This is a genomic window from Akkermansiaceae bacterium (genome assembly GCA_017798145.1).
Classification (GTDB): domain Bacteria; phylum Verrucomicrobiota; class Verrucomicrobiia; order Verrucomicrobiales; family Akkermansiaceae; genus Luteolibacter.
On sequence record CP059069.1, the window covers coordinates 2,429,089 to 2,447,281 of the forward strand.

An 18,193-nucleotide genomic window follows, 5' to 3' on the forward strand; every position below is an offset into this window, starting at 1 on the left:
GAGATTCCCTTGCACGGATATGACGGCGCATCCGGCCCTTGGCTCCTGCATCCTCGCGATGATGATGGCCATCCCATTTGACTGCCGGGCGCAGGTCTCGCCTGCGGCCCACAGCGGATTCAGCGAGCAGGCCGGGGCTGCGGCATCCTATCCCTTCGCAGCGCCCGACGCTTATGTTCTGGGGGTGAACACTCTCGGAGACATTGGCGGAGCTGCGGAGGTTGCCGTTTTCCAGTCTTCCGGCAGCGGAGCTTTCTTGGTGTGCCGCTCGCCCGGAAAAGATTGCGAGGCGCCGGTGCATGGGATCCGGACCAGCCTGAACACCTTGGGGCGTTACGACATGGGCCTCTTTTTCACAGATCCCACCCAGGCCATCCCGGAACCCGGGCTTCTTGCCTTCTGCGTGCTCGGACTGTCGGTTCTTTCAGGGCACAGGCGCCCGCGTGGCGCCGCCGCAATAGGGCATTGAGCCGCCGGAAAAACGCCTGGTTCGGGGGCTTTCCATGGTTCTTTCGGGGCACACCGCGCGACGCCCTGCGGCTCCACTTGGCTCCGTCCCGGCATTCTTGCTTGAAATTCGGGAATTGGCGTTTGAGGTTTCGGCGGGTCTGCGCAAGATTGACGCATCCCTATTTCCCTTCCCCAATGAACGCCCTCACCCGCAGCGCCGCAGCTTACTGGCAATCCTCCATCGGCAAGAAACTCGTCGTCGCCGTCACAGGCCTGGCGATGGTGCTCTTCCTCGCCGGCCACCTCACCGGAAACCTCCTCATCTACGCAGGCCGCCAGGCATTCAACGACTACGCGGAAATGCTCCACACCATGGGACACGGCGCACTGATCTGGGTTGCGCGTATTGGGCTGCTGGTGGTCGTCACGCTGCACGTCTGGGCGACGGTGCTGCTGACGCGCCAGAACAGGTCGGCGCGGAAACAATACGAATACCAAGCCACCATCCAGGCATCCAGGTCGTCCCGCCTGATGATCGTCTCCGGCCTCACGATCCTCGCGTTCATCATCTTCCACATCCTCCATTTCACGGTGAAAGCCGGCAGCAGCTTCGGGGACATGATCGATGTCCCCCACTTGGCGGAAACCGGCGCGATCCGACACGATGCATACGGGATGGTCATCGCCGGCTTCAGCCCGGGCATCCTGACCTTTTTCGCCGTTGCATTCTACGTCATCGCCATGACCCTGCTCTGCTCCCACCTCAGCCATGGCGTCCAGTCGATGTTCCAAACCCTCGGCCTGCGCTCAAAAAAGGCCAGCGACCTGATCAGGAAAATCTCCGTCGGCTACGCGGTCGCGATCTACCTCGGCTTCATCTCCGTCCCGCTCTCCATCTTCCTAGGCTTCGTAAAATAAGAATTTCCCCGCACTCCCATGTCACTCGATTCGAAAATCCCCGCCGGCCCGCTGGAGCAGAAATGGTCCAGCCACAAGATGAACTCCAAGCTCATCAACCCGGCCAACAAGCGGAAATTCAACATCATCGTCGTCGGCTCCGGCCTTGCGGGCGGTGCCGCCGCCGCGACCCTCTCCGAGCTCGGCTACCAGGTGAAGTGCTTCTGCTACCAGGACTCCCCGCGCCGCGCCCACTCGATCGCAGCCCAGGGCGGCATCAACGCCGCGAAGAACTACCGCAACGACGGCGACTCCGTCTACCGCCTCTTCTACGACACGATCAAGGGCGGCGACTTCCGCTCCCGCGAGGCCAATGTCTATCGCCTCGCCGAGGTTTCCAACAACATCATCGACCAATGCGTCGCCCAGGGCGTTCCCTTCGCCCGCGAATACGGCGGTCTTCTGGACAACCGCTCCTTCGGCGGCGCGCAGGTCTCCCGCACCTTCTACGCCCGCGGCCAGACCGGCCAGCAGCTCCTCATCGGCTGCTACCAGGCGCTCGAAAAGGAAATCCACAAGGGCGGCGTGAAAATGTATCCGCGCACCGAGATGATGGATCTCGTCAAGGTCGATGGACACGCCAAGGGCATCGTCGTCCGCGACCTGAACACCGGCGCGATCTCCACCCACGCGGCCGATGCCGTGATCCTCGCCACCGGCGGCTACGGGAACGTCTTCTTCCTCTCCACCAACGCCATGGGCTGCAACGTCATGGCCGCATGGCGCGCCGCCCGCCGCGGTGCACTGATGGCCAATCCCTGCTACACCCAGATCCACCCGACCTGCATCCCGGTCTCCGGCGATTACCAGTCGAAGCTCACCCTCATGTCCGAGTCGCTCCGCAACGACGGCCGCGTCTGGGCACCGAAATCCCGCGAGATCGCCGCCAAGATCCGCGCCAAGGAAATGCATCCCAACGATGTCCCCGAAGACGACCGCGACTATTTCCTGGAGCGGAAATACCCCTCCTTCGGAAACCTCGCCCCGCGCGACATCTCCTCCCGCGCCGCCAAGGAAGCCTGCGATGACGGCCGCGGCGTCGCCCCCACCGGCCTCGGTGTCTACCTCGACTTCCGCGATGCGATCAAGCGCCTCGGCGAGGACAAGATCCGCGCCAGCTACGGAAACCTTTTCCAGATGTACGAAAAGATCGCCGGCGAGAACCCCTACGAGCGCCCGATGATGATCTACCCCGCCGTCCACTACACCATGGGCGGTCTCTGGGTGGACTACAACCTGATGTCCAACATCCCCGGCCTTCACGTGCTGGGCGAGGCGAACTTCTCCGACCACGGCGCAAACCGCCTCGGCGCATCCGCCCTCATGCAGGGCCTTGCCGACGGATATTTCGTCATCCCGACGACCATCGCAAACTACCTCGCGACCCAGAAGCCCGGCACTGTCACCACCCAGGACCCCGCCTTCGGGCAGGCCGAGGGCGAAGTCCGCGAACGCATCTCAAAACTCCTCTCCATCCAGGGGAAACGCACCGTCGATTCCTTCCACAAGGATCTCGGGAAAGTCATGTGGGACAAATGCGGCATGGAGCGCAGCGCCGAGGGACTCACCTGGGCGCTCGAGGAAATCCCCCGCATCCGCGAGGAATTCTGGAACAACGTCCGCATCCCCGGCACCGCAGACACCCCGAACATGGAGTTGGAAAAAGCCGGCCGCGTCGCCGACTTCCTCGAGTTCGGCGAGCTCATGTGCCACGATGCCCTCCAGCGCGAGGAATCCTGCGGCGGCCACTTCCGCGCCGAGCACCAGTTCACCGAGGACAGCCCGGAGGTGAGGGAAGGCAAGACCCAGCCCGGCGAGGCCAAGCGCCACGATGACACCTTCGCCTACGTCTCCGCCTGGGAATACCACGGCCCCGGCCAGACCCCCACCCTCCACAAGGAGCCCCTGGAATACGAGACCGTCAAACTCTCCGTCCGCAGCTACGCATGAGGTGGCGGCGGATTCCGTCCGCCCAGATCATGAGATAGGCATCAGGCGAAGCAATCGGATCCCTGCGGCATCGCGGTTCCCCCACTCCTTTTTACCTGGAGCGGCCACAAGGATGGCCAACATCCGGTGCATGACCCGAATGACCCGGAATCAGGCCATTTTCCAAGGGCTCAGGGCCATTGGGCGCGTTGGATCCCAGTGCCAAGCTCCTCCCCCCGATGTTCGTTGCACAGAGGCGCGGGGAATGCTTCACTCCCGTCGTGGCCTATCTCGAAATCAAAGACCTCGAAAAGCATTTCACCAAAAAAGCGGGGGGCATCCTCAACGCCCGCACCGAGACCGTCAAAGCGGTCGACGGCGTCACCCTGGACATCCAGAAGGGCGAGATCCTCGGCCTCGTCGGCGAGTCCGGCTGCGGGAAATCCACGCTCTCGCGCATGGTCATGCAGCTCATCCCGCCCACCGCCGGCTCCATCCTCCTCAACGGTGAAAACCTCAGCCGGCTGGATCACCGCGAAGTCAGGAAACGCCGCCTGGATTTCCAGATGGTGTTCCAGGATCCCTATGCATCGCTGAACCCCCGCATGACCGTTTTCTCAACCCTCTCCGAGGCAGTCCGCCAGCGCCACCCGGAGATGAAAGGCGGAGCCCTGGAGGAAAAAGTGGCCGAACTCATGTCCACCGTCGGCCTCGATGTGCGCCTGATGAACCGCTATCCGCATGAGTTTTCGGGCGGCCAGCGCCAGCGCATCGCCATCGCCCGCGCCCTCGCCCCCGAGCCGAAGCTCATCATCGCCGACGAGCCGGTCTCCGCCCTCGATGTCTCCATCCAGTCCCAGATCCTCAACCTCCTCAAGGATCTCCAGCGCGATCTCGGCCTGACCATGGTTTTCATTTCCCACGATCTCGGTGTCGTCCACTACATCGCGGACAGGATCGCGGTGATGTATCAGGGGAAAATCGTGGAGACGGGCACGGCTGACCAGGTCTTCCACTCGCCCAAGGACACCTACACTCAGCGGCTGCTTGCCTCGATCCCGCTGCTCGTAGCGGATTAGCCTTTGCTGACGGCGGTCACCTTGCCGTCGCTGACCCTGAAATTCAGGCGGTCGGGGCGGTAGTCGCGGGTGACGGGCTGCGGCTTGCCGTCCAGCTCGATGATGCGGTTACGCACCCCGGCGGCATCGCAGGCAGCCTTCACGGCGGCATGGGGCTGGCCGATGAGCGTCTCCGGCTTGCTCACATCGATGGCGGGCGAAACCCGCTTTTCGGATGCTGCCATGGCTCCGGAAGGCGGGCGGGTGGGGAGGGCGGACTGCGCATGACAGGAAACGAGGAGCGCGGACGTTATCAGGATGGTTGCGGTTTTCATCCGCATAGCATCGCAGGCCGGGGATTTTTTGCAAGTTCCCGGACGAAAAACCGCCGTTGCAACCGCCAGAAACCAAACTAGATTCACGACCTCATGAAATGGAACACAACGAGCGCCTCCGCAGCCTGCCTCACAGTCGGGCTGGCAGGATTCCTTGCCGGGAAAATCTCCACCGGAAACGGAAGCGCCGGCGGGGGCGAGGCCGATGAACTGATCGAGCGCGCCCGCCAGGTTTCCTCCGGCGGCACCGCGGCAGGCAAAGAGGGTGCCGGGATGCGCCGGGATGCTGCCGGACGCCCCGTCCGCGCCGGTGCAAGCCGTGCGGGCACCACCTTCGACGAGCGCCTCACCGACATGGAGGAGATCGTCCGCGGCGAGAACGCCCTCGACCGTGGCCGCGCCATGCTTGCATGGATCGACTCCCTCGCCCCGGATGAGTTCGAGTCCGCCGTGGCCCGCTTCCGCAGCCTTGGCATCACCGATGCGCGGATGGGCGAATACGCGATGTTGCTCACCGCATGGGCGCAGGTGGATCCCACCGCCGCCCTCGCCTACACCACGGAGAACACCCGCGGCGGCATGGCCACCGGCACAGTGCTCGCCGCATGGGCCAGCCGCGATCCGGAGTCCGCCATCGCATGGGCGGAGGCGAACCACGAGGGCGACGAGGCGAACCCCTACATGGCCGGCATCATACGCGCCCTTGCAGAGACCAATCCCACCCGCGCCACCGAGCTGCTTGAGAGAATGCCCTTCAGCTCCGAGCGCGGCCAGGCTCTCACGGCGATGATCCCGCACCTCACCCGCATGGGGCCTGAGTCTGCCCGGCAATGGATCTCCGCCCTCTCCGATGAGCGGCTGCGGGACGGAGCCACCGCCCGCATCGCCGAGGAATTGGCCAAGACGGATCCGGCAGGCACCGCCTCCTGGCTGCTCTCGAACCTCGGCGAGGCATCCACCCGCAGCGTCGATGAGGTCTTCGAGGAATGGGCGAAAAAGGACAAGGCAGCCGCCATGTCCTCCTTCGCCTCGCTGCCCGCAGGCGATGCCAGATCCCGCGCCCTGCGCGGCCTTGTCACCATCGAGGCGCGCGAGAATCCGCAGGCCGCCGCCAAGCTCATGGACACCTATCCCGCCGATGTCGATGAGCGCATGGTCTATCATTTCATGTGGAACTCCTTCGACGACGCACCCGCCGTGGCTCTCAGCCAGGCGCCGAAAATCACCGACGAGAGGAACCGCAACCGCATGTACCAACGCGCCCTCGGATCATGGCTCGAGAGGGACCAGCCGGCGGCACAGCGCTGGATCGACTCCGCAAACCTCCCCGAGTCCGTCCTGCAATCCCTCTCGAACCGCAACAACCCCTGAGCCCTGCCACCTGTTCCGGCAGCCTTCTACCACTCGTTGCTGAGCCCCTCGCGCTCGGCGAGTTCCAGGAGCTCCGGCTTCATCGGCCATTCGTCGCAGCGCTCGCTGGTGGCGTGGCGCTTGCTGGCTCCCTTGAGCAACATGCAGCCGGTGTTGTCGCCGATGATGCGTATCGTTTCGACTTCCTCCGGGGTGAGGCGGACATCGGGCATGTTCCCGAACTCGCGGATCTTGTCCTCGATGGGGCGGGCGTTTTCCCCTGCCTCCTGGATGAAGGTGGGGACCACGCACTCGACCGGGCTCTGGCTGAGATTCCAGATGCAGGCGAGCTCCAGCAGGCTGAGATTGTATCTCTCCCCGATGGGTCTCATCCGGTTCGCCTTTTCCATGCCGTGGCCGACCCAGCCCTCCGGCCGATAGGTGCGGTGGTCGCCGGGCTTGAAAACGTGGTCGGGTCCGCCGAGGTCGTCGTGGAAAACGCCGCCGTAATCGACCACGCGGGTGAGCACCTTGATGCCGTGCTTCTGGCAGGCGGGCAGCAGGAGATTCGAGGGCCACGGCTCTAGCGGATTGAGGATGAGCATGGCCCAATCGATGATGCCGCCGAATTTCTCGAAGAAGGCGAGGAGATCAAGCGTGAAGCCGTTTGCGGGGCCCGGGGCCATGCCTAGCTGCTTGGTGAGGCCGGTTTCCTTGGCGCGGGCCATGGCTTTCCAGACGGCCTCGGAGGTGTAGCCAAGCTCGTCGGGGTTATGGAGCATGAGGAGATCGAAGTGGTCGGTGCCGCAGCGCTCGAGGGAGGCTTTCGTGGCGCGGAGGACAAACTCCTCATAGCCATCGGCGCCGCGCAGCTCGGGATCGGTGAAGCGCGGGTAGCCCTGGGAGCCCTTGCGCTCGCCGTCGTAGAAATCGTGGCCAATCATGCCGACGAGGGAGTAGGTGGAGCGGTCGATTCCGGCGAGGGCTTGGCCGAGCAGGGCATCGGCCTTGCCGTTTCCATAGACGTCGGAGGTGACGAAGGTGCGGATGCCGGCCTCGTAGGCGGTCTTTATGCAGCCGAGGAAGCGCTCCTCGGAAAGGGTTTCGCCGAAGTGCATGAAGCGGCCTCCGCTCCATGTGCCGTATGCCGTGTTGGTGAGTTGCATGGTGATTGTTACGCGTTGTTTGCGCGGGAGCTTCCACCCCGGATGGGGGGTTCCGCAAGAGGGAATCGGCTGCGGATCAATCGGTGCGAGGAAAACAGCAGGATCAGGGCATGGGATCCAGCCGCTCCGCGTCGCAGGCCTTGGCGGCGATGAGCCTGCGGGGAATCCGCCCAGTCTAGGCGTGCATGTCGGCGAGAGTCGGGATGACCAGTTTCACCCCGGCGGCTGATGCGGAGGCATGGGCGCCCGAATGTGTTCATGTCCGGAAGCGAGTGCCTGGTGCGTTCCCAGACCCCGTCGCTCATGAATTCGTAGGCCATGACGCGACAAACCAATCACCATAATTCAGGGTTCAATCCTGAAATTTCCGACTTATGAAAACGTTTCCAGCCTATTTAGCTGCCTTCGCTTTCACGAAAACGCCCTTGTAAGGCTTTGTCACGTTCCCTTTTTCGGTGAGAATTCCGGCACTGACAAGAGTCTGGCGCTTCTCTCCTTAAGTCATCTTGGACATGCGGCTCCGGCCATTCTTCCACGCTGATGCATAGGGATCCGCTGTTTGTGCCTGAGCTTTCATATGCACAAGACGGCCGAAAGTAGCCTAGGGTGCAAGATGGATGGAAGAACCTTCGAATGCAGAACGAGCGAGAATGGTGACGATGACCCCATGATTCCCCAGAAGAACTGCGTATCTTCTTGTGATGGGGCATGGTTTTTTTAGGGTGTCTTCAACGAAAGTTTGACCTCTGATCGAAAACTGTTCATAAGAACGCAATGAAGTCCACGAAAGCAAATCATCGCCGCCCTGTTGGAGTCGATCTTTTCGCGGGTGCCGGTGGAATGTCACTTGGGTTCGAACAAGCTGGTTTCGATGTTGCGGCAGCTGTGGAGATCGATCCCATTCATGCGTGCATCCACCATTTCAATTTCCCGGAAACCACCGTCATCCCCGAGTCCGTCCAGAATCTGAGCGGCGCGGAAATTCGCAAGCGGGCTGGAATCACGGGCAAGGTCGATGTGGTGTTCGGGGGTGCTCCTTGCCAAGGGTTTTCAATGATCGGAAAGCGGATTTTCGACGACCCGCGCAACCGGCTCGTTGGGGATTTCGTCAGGATCGTCTGCGAGCTGGATGCCGATTATTTCGTCTTTGAGAACGTCAAAGGGCTGACAGTTGGCGCGCACAAGAAGTTCCTTGAGCAACTTATCGAAACTTTCGAGGAGCGGGGTTATTCAGTGAGGATGCCTTGGTCGGTTCTGAACGCCAGTTCCTACGGCGTGCCACAGGATAGGAAACGCCTCTTCCTGCTCGGTGCGAAAAAAGGGCTCACTGTTCCTGTGTATCCCGCCGCATCCACCCACCGCCCCGACAAGTCGCCGGAGATCGGCTTGATTTCCGCACCGAATTGCGAGGATGCCCTTGGTGACCTCCCCGATGCAGACCGCTACGCTACGCTTGGGAAAAGCGATGAAGTGAAGAGCAATGCTTGGGGTGCGCCATCGGCCTATGCAAAGGAAATGCGGTGCTCCGAAACGACCTCCTGGCACAATGGCCGGATCCGGATCTGGGATCCCGGCTTGTTGACTTCAAGCACCCGAACCTCCCATTCGGAAATTTCCCGCACACGTTTTTCAGAGACAAGTCCCGGATCGGTCGAGCCGATTTCCCGTTTCTTCAAACTCAGCCCCACCGGGGTTTCCAATACCCTGCGTGCCGGCACTGATGCAGCACGCGGAGCTTTCACCAGCCCCCGACCGATTCACTACAAGCACCCGAGATGTATTACCGTCCGTGAGATGGCAAGGCTTCACGGTTTTCCCGATTGGTTCCGTTTCCATCAGACAAAGTGGCATGGTGCCCGGCAGATCAGAAACGCAGTCCCGCCGCCGCTCGCCCGCGCTGTGGCATCGGAAGTCATCAAGGCGATGGGTGTTACCCCTGCAATGGCTGATGAAGCGATCTCACTTGGCGATCCCAAGCTGCTCACCATGGAAATGTCCCACGCCGCGAAGTTCTGGGGGATTGATTGCCCGATCCACAAACGCGATCGGAAAAGTGGCGCTCGCAAACGCACACAGCAGGAGACCGAACGCGAGAGACTTTTTAGAGTCGCAAGCTGACTAAATCCCGAGCGAGCTTACTCTTGCCTCCTCATCGCGCTCAAGGTCTCGTGGAATTCTCCATCTCACGATAGGGCTTCGTGAGCCTGCCTTTTTTCGTGAGAATGCCCGCGTTCACGAAGGTCTGGAGCTTTTCCTCATCCGTCATGATGTCGAAGCGCTTCTTGAACCGTTCCCATGCCTTTTCCACCGGAGAAGGGGACATGAAGGAATACTGGATGGATCGGCTTTTGCTCACGGGATTACAGTGGCCTGAAGTAGCCCATGATGCAAGCCGGATTCCGGATCGCGAGCTGGATGTGTGACTTCATTCTGATGGATGAACCTTCAAAGGCCGGTTCGGACTCTTGGAATACGCCGCGTACGGAATCGTAGGTCGGAGAATCGGCATCGGCGTCGAAAATTTCGGTCAGCCAGTTGATGATCGAGCAATCGAGTGTTCTTCGCAGAAGATCCAGGTCACCATCGTGGCGGCCTTCATTGCGGGGAACAGACAGGTCATACCGTTTCCTGAAGTCCACATATCGGGGGTAAGCCTCCGCAAGTATCCGGGTAGAGCTGATGTCCATGAAATCGAAGCAGTTCCCGAGATGAATCACTGCTCCGATCACCGAAGGGTTTTCCAATTTTCCCCTTGCGACCTGCTCCTTCGCCCAATCCAGTGCTCGCTCCGGCCCGTGTTCCCAGAAATAGATTCCGCTGCCGAGCCAGTCGTAGCGTTTCTCGCTCTTCTTGAGCGAATCTTCGCCCGCCAGTACCCGATCCGCAACGGATTTGTCGCAGCCATGGTAGCCGAGGACTAGGCGCTGGTATTGGAAGGCTTGGTTCATGCGGGTGCAGAAATCAGGATGACGCTTTCAAAAGACTGCGCAAGCTGAGAACCACGGGATCTGAGCCACGGAGAGCATTCAGGCCACCGGCACCCGCCTCTCGAACCATTGCCCCGATCAGAAATCCTATGCGAAAAGTGATCGAGCGATTTTATAAAATCCTCCAGGGGCCTGATTCGGAAACCCTTTCAACAATACCTTCTGATTCAAGTTCACGGATAGCGGCGACAACCCAGTATTGTTGGGCGGTAGATTTCGTTTTCGGGTAGTCGCCCCAATCGAGGCCACACGATCTGAAAATCTCGGCAGTGCGTAAACCTTTCCCGTTTGAGCCGTAATCAGGAGACGACTTCATCAAATCTACGATCAGACGCTTCGTCTGATTTCTGATGTTCTCCCCTATTGATTCGAAATTGCTCATTGTTTTTCTTTTCTACGAAACCTAATTCCTTACGCCAAGATCTGATCCAGCACATAAGGCAGGATGCCGCCGGCGTTGTAGTAATCGACTTCCGCCGGGGTATCGAGGCGGACTTTGAGCGGGATGGTGACCTTGGTGCCGTCCGGTTTGGTGGCGGTGAGGGTGGCGGACTGCATGGGCTTGAGTTCGCCGGCGATGCCGGTGATGTCGAACTTTGCGTCGGTGAGATCCTTGACCTTGTCGTAGTCGGCCTTGTCGACGAAGTTGCAGGGGAGGACGCCCATGCCGATGAGGTTGGAGCGGTGGATGCGCTCGAAGGATTTGGTGACGACGGCTTTGACGCCGAGGAGGCGGGTGCCTTTCGCCGCCCAGTCGCGGGATGAGCCCATGCCGTAATCCTCGCCGCCGATGCAGATGAGGGGCGTGCCCTCTTCCTGGTAGGCCATGGAGGCGTTGTAGATGAAGGTCGGGATCGCGCCGCTGACGGAGGCGATTTCCTGGTCGGGGGCCGCGACGGATTTCGCGCCGAAGTATTGGGTGTATCCGCCTTCGATGCCGGGGCACATGAGGTTCTTGATGCGGACGTTGGCGAAGGTGCCGCGGGTCATGACGCGGTCGTTGCCGCGGCGTGCTCCGTAGGAGTTGAAGGATGCCTTGTCCACGCCGTTGGCGATGAGGTATTGGCCTGCGGGGGAGGTCTCCTTGATCGCTCCGGCGGGGGAGATGTGGTCGGTGGTGACGGAATCGCCGAAGATGCCGAGCGGACGTGCGCCGAGGATGTCCTCGCTGCCGCCGATCTTGGTTTCGAAGAACGGAGGCGACTGGACGTAGGTGGATTTCTCGTCCCACTCGTAGGTCGCGCCTGCGGAGCCGTTGATCTCGCCCCATTTCGGGTTCGCGGTATCGACGTTTCCGTAGAGTTTCGCGTAAACCTCGGGCTTGAGCGCTGCATCGAGCTGGGCTTTGATTTCGGCCTGGGAAGGCCAGAGGTCTTTTAGGAATACCGGGTTGCCGTCCTTGTCGTTTCCGAGCGGTTCTGTGGTGAGGTCGATGTCCACGCGTCCTGCGAGCGCGTATGCGACGACGAGGGGAGGGGACATGAGGAAGTTCGATTTGATCGAGCCGTGGACGCGGGCCTCGAAGTTGCGGTTTCCGGAAAGGACGGAGGCGCAGACGAGGTTGCCTTCCTTGATCGCGCCCTCGATGGCCGGATGGAGCGGGCCGGAGTTTCCGATGCAGGTGGTGCAGCCGTAGCCGACCGTTTCGAAGCCGAGCTTGTCGAGTTCTGCGGAAAGACCCGTGGCGTCGAGGTAATCGGTGACGACCCGCGAGCCGGGGCCGAGGGAGGTTTTCACGAAAGGCGCGACGGTGAGGCCGAGAGCGTTGGCTGCCTTCGCGACGAGTCCCGCGGCGAGCATGACGCTCGGGTTGCTGGTGTTCGTGCAGGAGGTGATGGCGGCGATCAGGACGGAGCCGTGGCGCAGACTGGTGTCGATGTCCGTGGCGGTGATCGTCTCGCCCTCGATGAGGGGGTTGTCGAATTCACCGGCCGGGGAATCGAGGTGAAGCGCGACGGTGGTGTCGCGCAGATCCGCGCTGAGGCCGAATCCGCCGGCGGAGACGGGAGCGGTGAAGAGATGGTTGAAGCTGTCGCGGAGCGCGGGGACGTCGATGCGATCCTGCGGGCGTTTCGGGCCGGCGACGGAGGGGACGATGGTGGAGAGGTCGAGCTCGAGTTCGTCCGTGTAGGTGCAGTCGCCCTTGTCCGGGATGCCGAAGAGGCCCTGCGCCTTGTAGTAGTTCTCGACGGTGGTGCAGAGTTCCTCGCTGCGGCCGGTGCCACGGAGGTAGTTGATCGTTTCACCATCGACGGGGAAAAAGCCCATGGTCGCGCCGTATTCCGGAGCCATGTTGGCGATGGTCGCGCGGTCGGGCAGGGAAAGGGCTTCCGCACCCGGGCCGTAGAACTCGACGAACTTGCCGACAACCCCGTGCTTGCGGAGAATTTCCGTGACGCGGAGGGTGAGGTCGGTGGCGGTGACGCCCTCCTTCAGGGAGCCGTGGAGATAGACGCCGACGACTTCCGGGACGAGGAAGGTGACCGGCTGGCCGAGCATCCCGGCCTCCGCCTCGATGCCGCCCACGCCCCAGCCGACGACGCCGAGGCCGTTGATCATGGTGGTGTGGGAGTCCGTGCCGACGAGGGTGTCCGGGTAGTAAACGCCGTCTTTCGAGAGCACGCCCTTGGCGAGATACTCAAGGTTCACCTGGTGGACGATGCCGATGCCCGGAGGCACAACGGAGAAAGTTTCAAAGGCTTGCTGCCCCCATTTCAGGAACTCGTAGCGCTCGCGGTTGCGGATGAACTCGATGGCCATGTTGCGGTCGAGCGCGCTCTGGGAGCCGGAGAAATCCACCTGGACCGAGTGATCCACCACGAGATCCACGGGCACGAGGGGCTCGATTTTTTCCGGGGATGCACCGCGGGCGACAGCGGCATCGCGCATCGCCGCCACATCGACGAGCAGGGGGACACCGGTGAAATCCTGGAGGACGATGCGGGCGACGGTGAATGGGATTTCATACTCGCCTGTGTTTTTCGCGTCGTAGTTGGCGAGGTTCGCGACGTCCGCATCCGTGACCTTCCGGCCATCGACGTTGCGCAGAACCGATTCGAGCACGATGCGGATCGAGACCGGGAGCTTGGGGAGATTCGGGAATGTTTCCGCAAGGGCGGGAAGGGAATGGAATTTGCCCTCGGCGCCGGAGCCGGTGGTGAAGGTGCGGATGTAGCTCATGGTTGTGATGAAATGGGAGGTTTTGTGGGCGGAGGGTTGTTGATCAGGGGGGATTTGTCAAAAATGTTCGGCAGGCGGAATTTTCCCTGCTTTTCCCATGCCAAGATCGTGATTGAAGACCGGTCGCGTTCCGGGGCATGGTTGAGGGCATGAATAAGCCCCTTGTCGCCCTTGGCATGATTTTCTCGCTCGCCGCCTGCGCCCCGCAGGAACGCGTTCCCGTGCCCACCGCCGCGATGGCCACCCGCAGCGGCCAGGAGCTGGCGGCGCTTCAGAAGGGCTACGGTGTTTACATGAGCCAATGCGCCCGCTGCCACGAGCCGCTGATGCCCTCGGATGTCTCAAGCGAGGACTGGCACATCGTGACGCCGGGGATGGCGTGGAATGCGGGCATTTCCGAGGCGGATGAGCAGGCGGTGCTCAAATATATTTTGGCGGCCCGATGAGCGGGCCTAGCTTGCCGCAGCATGGGATACATCGCCTCAATTCTGGTTTTCATCACCTCGATGGCCTGCGCTGGAGAGCAAATCGCTGATTTCCAGTGGAATAGCCGGCTGCTTGTGCTGTCCGGCGCGAGCGGGGAAGCGGTGGCGAGGATCGCTGCGGACGAAGCGGGGATCCGCGAGAGGGACATCAAGGTTTTCGTGCTCGGCGGCTCCGGTGCGAAACGTTTTCCCGTCCCGGAAAAGCTCGCGGGGGAATTCGCCGAGCGTCTCGATCCGGATGCCGGGGCGCCGATGGTGTACCTGATCGGAAAAGACGGGCGCACCACGCTGCGATGGCCGATGGGCGAATTCACGCTCGAAAAGCTCTACGCCAGCATCGACATCATGCCGATGCGCCAGCGCGAGATGCGTGAGCGGGGACAGGGCGCGGGGAAGCCGGAAGCGCCCTAGATGCGGGAAGCCCCCGCGAGATGCTGTTGGGTGCGCCCAAGCCCCTCAGATATCGAACTCAACCCCCGGCTCGGGGATGATCACCACGGTGCCAGGCAGCCTTGATTCCAGCTCGCCCTTGAACCATGCCATCGCCCCCTCATCGCCGTGCACGAGGAAAACCTTCTTCGGCTTCACCTTGACGGCGTAGTCGGCGATGGCATCGCGGGTGGAGTGGCCGGAGAAATCGAAAACGCGCACCTCGCAATTGAGCTTCACCGGTGGATAGGCGGGATCGAGGTCTATCATGTCGCCCTGCTTCGCCGCACGGATCTTGCCGCCGGGTGTTTCCGAGTCCGCGTAGCCGACGAAGAACAGGCCGTGCTTCCTGTTTTCCAGGACACCCTGGCGGGCGAAGTTGTTAGAGACGGTTTTTTCCGACATCATGCCGCTGGAGAGCGCGTAGATGCAGCCGTTGTTGAAGGGGATGGGGCCGACGCGGCGCTTGTTGCCGCCCGCCAGCTCCATGTCGGTGAGGAACTTGAAGCCGCGGCGGTTGCGGCGGGAGACATCGCTGAACTTGTCGTAGATCGTGGTCATCTTGGTGCTCAGGCCTCCGATGTAGATGGGTGCCTTCGGATTCACGCGGCCCTCTTCCCTGAAGCGCTGGAGCATGGCCAGCACCTCCTGGGTTTTCCCCATTGCAAAGACCGGCACCAGTGCGGAGCCGCCGCGTTTCAGCACCCTGTCGATGGCCTCCGCGAATTCGTTCTCCTCCTCCTGCCGTGAGTAATCCGCCCTCCGCGCCTGCTCCCCGCGCGTCGTTTCCACGATGAGCGCGTCCACCTCGCCCTCTGGAAAGACCGCGCCCTTCTGGATCGTGCTGTCCTCGAAATTCACGTCCCCCGTGTAAAAAACCTTCTTCCCCTCCGCCTCGAACATCACCCCCACGGAGCCCATGATGTGGCCCGCATCGAAGAATTCGGCCGTTATTTTCCCGGCATCATCGACGAAGAATCTTTGGCCTGTTTTGCGCAGCTCGAAGTTCGCCTTCATGCGGTCGATTTGGCCATGGCGGAAAAACGGATACTCGGTGATGCCAAGCTCCGTGCGCTTGGATTCCATCACGTTGACGGAGTTGTGAAGCATCGCGCAGGTGAGCTCCGCGGCTTCCGGGGATATGAAAATCCGCGCCGTCTGCTGGCGCTCCGCGCATACCGGCAAGGTGCCGACATGATCCAGGTGGGAGTGGGTCACGAAAATGGCGTCCGCCGTGTCATCGCCGATCAGGTCGTAGCGGGGTTGCGCGGCCATGCCTTCCTCCTTCGGGTGCATACCGGCATCCAGCACCATCCTCACTCCCCCGGATTCCAACACATACGAATTCGCCCCTATCCCCACGTCCCTGCAGATGCTTTTGAAAACCATTTGTCCGCGCAGCCTCGACAATACGCCCCGGCCTGTCAACCCGTGTGCCGAGACCGGGCCGGGCCCCGGGAGCAAGCAGAGCAATCGCACCCTTTCGCGAATCCCGGATCCGTGCCATCTTCCCCCTACGATGCCCCTGCCCAAAACCCTTGCCATCCTCTTCCTGGGCCTGGCAGCTGCACAGGCCATCGAGATCCGGAACTACTCGCCCGCCCGCCACGACCGCTTCGTCACCGGGGAAAACGGCACGCAGCCCAACCCCGGCGCCTATTATGTTTCCAGCCGCTACACCGGCCTCGGCTACGCAACGGCGGGCGTGGACGGTCGCCAGTTCGCACTGGTCACGCCCCAGCACGTGCTGTTCGCGAGGCACTTCGCCCCCGCGAACGGCACCAACATCCGTTTCCTGAATGTCTCCGGCGAGGCGTTTGATCGCACCACGACGGCGAGCACAAACGTCCCCAACGGCTCGGGAGGGGTGGCGGATGTCCTCATCGTGAAGCTCAACGCCGCCCTGCCCACCGAGCAGGGCATCACACCCTTCCCCTACCTCAACCTCGCCACCGAGGCCCAATACAACAACACCGTCCTCACCGTCTTCGGCCAGACCCGACGCGCGGGCCGGGGGCGCATCTCCGCGTTTTCCGATTTCTCCGATGACAACATCGACACCACCCGCAGCTACACCTTCCTGTACAGCAATCTCGCAGGCAACCAGGACGATTCCTACCTGGTCTCCGGAGATTCCGGCAGCCCGAGCTTCGCATTGGTGAACAACCGGCCGGCTCTCGTCGGCCTGCACCTCGCGGCAGGCCTCGCATTCGGGAGCCGGGTGAGCACGGACAGCTTCGTCCCGCAATACGCGCCCGCAATCAACACCATCCTCGCTAGCGAGGGCTATCAGCTCATCCCCGCCTACCCGGCCACCGCCAGCCTGACGGCTGAAATTTCCAACCCACCGCTGCGCCAGGCAAAACCCGCCGACCTGGAGCTCACCATCACGAATTCCTCCCCGAACACCGCCACCAACCCCCGCCTCAACCTGCTTTTCCCCACCAACGCCATCCCCTCATCCATCACCGCCCCCGGCTGGATCATCGAGAACCCCTCACCCGGAGATTACCGCCTCCGCATCGCCACCCTCGGCGGAAACACCGCTGCCACCGCGACGATCAAATACGCCTCCGTACCAGTGCTCGATGAAATCCCCATCCAGGCCACCCACGGCTCGGACGGCAGCCCGGCGATTTCGCAAAACTTCGATCTACCCGTCGCGGAAACATTCGCCAGCTTCGTATCCGACCTCCCGCTCAAGGGCGAGCTCGATGACCCCGATCTCGACGGCATATCCAACCTGCTCGAATACGCCTTCGGCGGGAACCCCGGCGCGAACTCCAACCTCGCGGAAGGCGGCCATCCCCTCGCCCCACAGACCTCCCGCGAAAACGGCCTCACCTTCACCTACAGCCGCCGCACCGATGCCGCCGCCCGCGGCCTCACCTACGAGACCGAGTTTTCCGGAAACCTTGAAAACGAATCCTGGGGCACCTCGCCCCCACTCGGCGCATCGGTTTCCGCTGCGCCCTTCGATCCGGATGTCCCCGGCTTCGAAAACGTCACCGTAATCATCCCGGCGAATGGGAGAATGTTCGTGCGGGTCAAGGTGACGCTCGCGGAGCATTCCCCTTGAACTGGCCATCCCCCGGAGTCCTCGGGAACTGGATCACATTGCGGATCTTGTGGAAGCCGTGACGGATTTCAGCAGCCTCTCGAAGCCCAGAATTTTGTTTCCCATGGCTCCCGCTTGCCGCCTTGGCACTCCCGCGCACGCGCCGGTGGCGCCGAGGTTCCAGTCCTGGGTCGCGCCTGCGGGGATCGTATCGCCCTTGGTGAAGTCGGGTTTGTTCATCGCGCCCTTGGGAGCTGCATTGGAGAAGGGCGTGGCGAACAGCACCGCAAGGATCAGCGGGGCGGTGGTGCGGAAGGGGCAAAACAACATGATCGTTATATTTTGTTGGATGAAATGGGCCGCGTCCATCCGCAATTCCGCGCGGAGTATCCCCTGTTGTGGCACAGTGCCGCCCGGCCTGCCTGCCGCATCCGGAGGGTGACGGCGCGGTTCAGGCCAGAGCCTTGCGCGTCTTTCCGGGCAGGGAAGCGAACACCAGATCATACGAGTGCCGGATCAGCTCCTTGACCAGTCCCGCGGGCAACGAACCGTCGAGGATCAGGGTGTTCCAATGCTTCTTGTTCATGTGGTAGCCGGGGATGATGGATTCGTGCTGCTCCCGAAGCTCGATCGCGCGGTCGGGATCGCACTTCAGGTTGAGCCGCAGGCCGTCTTCGTCGTCCGTGTAGAGGGCGAACATCTTCCCGCCGACTTTCTGGACGAAAATCCCGGGGCCGAAGGGTTCCGACTCCTCGACGTGGGGGAGGGAGTGGAGAAGATCGCAAAGGGTGGAGGGGGACATGAGAACA

At 61.9% G+C, this 18,193-nt stretch carries 18 protein-coding genes; 9 read left to right on the forward strand and 9 right to left on the reverse strand.

Annotated features, from left to right (window positions below):
- Positions 1-19: 19 nt before the first annotated feature.
- From HZ994_10335 to HZ994_10350, 4 genes are all read left to right on the forward strand, one after another.
- Positions 20-469, forward strand: coding sequence for a hypothetical protein (locus HZ994_10335; protein ID QTN32713.1), 450 nt, complete (start codon positions 20-22; stop codon positions 467-469).
- Between the two features lie 176 nt (positions 470-645).
- Positions 646-1,368: a succinate dehydrogenase cytochrome b subunit gene (locus tag HZ994_10340; GenBank protein ID QTN32714.1), complete on the forward strand. Its 723-nt coding sequence runs from the start codon at positions 646-648 to the stop codon at positions 1,366-1,368.
- Between the two features lie 18 nt (positions 1,369-1,386).
- Complete coding sequence (locus HZ994_10345; protein QTN32715.1) at positions 1,387-3,357, forward strand: fumarate reductase/succinate dehydrogenase flavoprotein subunit; 1,971 nt, start codon at positions 1,387-1,389, stop codon at positions 3,355-3,357.
- A 218-nt stretch (positions 3,358-3,575) separates the two neighbouring features.
- Positions 3,576-4,415: an ABC transporter ATP-binding protein gene (locus HZ994_10350; GenBank protein QTN32716.1), complete on the forward strand. Its 840-nt coding sequence runs from the start codon at positions 3,576-3,578 to the stop codon at positions 4,413-4,415.
- Here HZ994_10350 and HZ994_10355 read toward each other — a convergent pair.
- The gene (locus HZ994_10355; protein QTN32717.1) at positions 4,412-4,729 is read right to left on the reverse strand and encodes a hypothetical protein; all 318 of its coding nucleotides are present in this window, start codon (positions 4,727-4,729) and stop codon (positions 4,412-4,414) included. The genes HZ994_10350 and HZ994_10355 overlap by 4 nt on opposite strands.
- Before the next feature lie 93 nt (positions 4,730-4,822).
- Here HZ994_10355 and HZ994_10360 point away from each other — a divergent pair, with 93 nt between their 5' ends.
- Positions 4,823-6,100 (forward strand): hypothetical protein, encoded by a 1,278-nt coding sequence (locus HZ994_10360; GenBank protein ID QTN32718.1) that lies wholly within the window; start codon positions 4,823-4,825, stop codon positions 6,098-6,100.
- 26 nt (positions 6,101-6,126) lie between these two features.
- On the opposite strand, the gene HZ994_10365 is transcribed toward HZ994_10360, so the two are convergent.
- Positions 6,127-7,245: an aldo/keto reductase gene (locus HZ994_10365; GenBank protein ID QTN32719.1), complete on the reverse strand. Its 1,119-nt coding sequence runs from the start codon at positions 7,243-7,245 to the stop codon at positions 6,127-6,129.
- A gap of 774 nt (positions 7,246-8,019) precedes the next feature.
- On the opposite strand from HZ994_10365, the gene HZ994_10370 reads away from it, so the two are divergent.
- The gene (locus HZ994_10370; GenBank protein ID QTN32720.1) at positions 8,020-9,363 is read left to right on the forward strand and encodes a DNA cytosine methyltransferase; all 1,344 of its coding nucleotides are present in this window, start codon (positions 8,020-8,022) and stop codon (positions 9,361-9,363) included.
- 40 nt (positions 9,364-9,403) lie between these two features.
- Here HZ994_10370 and HZ994_10375 read toward each other — a convergent pair whose 3' ends face one another.
- From HZ994_10375 to acnA, 4 genes are all read right to left on the reverse strand, one after another.
- The gene (locus HZ994_10375; GenBank protein QTN32721.1) at positions 9,404-9,601 is read right to left on the reverse strand and encodes a hypothetical protein; all 198 of its coding nucleotides are present in this window, start codon (positions 9,599-9,601) and stop codon (positions 9,404-9,406) included.
- Between the two features lie 4 nt (positions 9,602-9,605).
- Positions 9,606-10,193 (reverse strand): hypothetical protein, encoded by a 588-nt coding sequence (locus HZ994_10380; protein ID QTN32722.1) that lies wholly within the window; start codon positions 10,191-10,193, stop codon positions 9,606-9,608.
- 151 nt (positions 10,194-10,344) lie between these two features.
- Positions 10,345-10,614 carry a hypothetical protein gene (locus HZ994_10385; protein ID QTN32723.1) on the reverse strand — a complete coding sequence of 90 codons (270 nt, stop codon included), beginning with the start codon at positions 10,612-10,614 and terminating at the stop codon, positions 10,345-10,347.
- Between the two features lie 29 nt (positions 10,615-10,643).
- Positions 10,644-13,412 carry an aconitate hydratase AcnA gene (acnA, locus tag HZ994_10390; protein QTN32724.1) on the reverse strand — a complete coding sequence of 923 codons (2,769 nt, stop codon included), beginning with the start codon at positions 13,410-13,412 and terminating at the stop codon, positions 10,644-10,646.
- A gap of 149 nt (positions 13,413-13,561) precedes the next feature.
- On the opposite strand from acnA, the gene HZ994_10395 reads away from it, so the two are divergent.
- Both HZ994_10395 and HZ994_10400 read left to right on the forward strand, forming a co-directional pair.
- A complete protein-coding gene (locus HZ994_10395; GenBank protein QTN32725.1) occupies positions 13,562-13,858 on the forward strand; it encodes a cytochrome c in 297 nt (98 codons plus the stop codon).
- Positions 13,859-13,879: 21 nt separating this feature from the next.
- On the forward strand, positions 13,880-14,308 hold the full coding sequence (locus HZ994_10400) for a DUF4174 domain-containing protein (protein ID QTN32726.1): 429 nt from the start codon (positions 13,880-13,882) through the stop codon (positions 14,306-14,308).
- 45 nt (positions 14,309-14,353) lie between these two features.
- Here the strand turns inward: HZ994_10400 and HZ994_10405 are convergent, their stop codons facing one another.
- Positions 14,354-15,715, reverse strand: coding sequence for an MBL fold metallo-hydrolase (locus tag HZ994_10405; protein QTN32727.1), 1,362 nt, complete (start codon positions 15,713-15,715; stop codon positions 14,354-14,356).
- 130 nt (positions 15,716-15,845) lie between these two features.
- Here HZ994_10405 and HZ994_10410 point away from each other — a divergent pair, with 130 nt between their 5' ends.
- Positions 15,846-17,405, forward strand: a complete 1,560-nt coding sequence (locus HZ994_10410) for a hypothetical protein (GenBank protein QTN32728.1) — start codon at positions 15,846-15,848, stop codon at positions 17,403-17,405.
- A 33-nt stretch (positions 17,406-17,438) separates the two neighbouring features.
- On the opposite strand, the gene HZ994_10415 is transcribed toward HZ994_10410, so the two are convergent.
- Positions 17,439-17,714 carry a hypothetical protein gene (locus HZ994_10415; GenBank protein ID QTN32729.1) on the reverse strand — a complete coding sequence of 92 codons (276 nt, stop codon included), beginning with the start codon at positions 17,712-17,714 and terminating at the stop codon, positions 17,439-17,441.
- Positions 17,715-17,835: 121 nt separating this feature from the next.
- Positions 17,836-18,186, reverse strand: coding sequence for an MmcQ/YjbR family DNA-binding protein (locus tag HZ994_10420; protein QTN32730.1), 351 nt, complete (start codon positions 18,184-18,186; stop codon positions 17,836-17,838).
- Between the last annotated feature and the right edge of the window lie 7 nt (positions 18,187-18,193).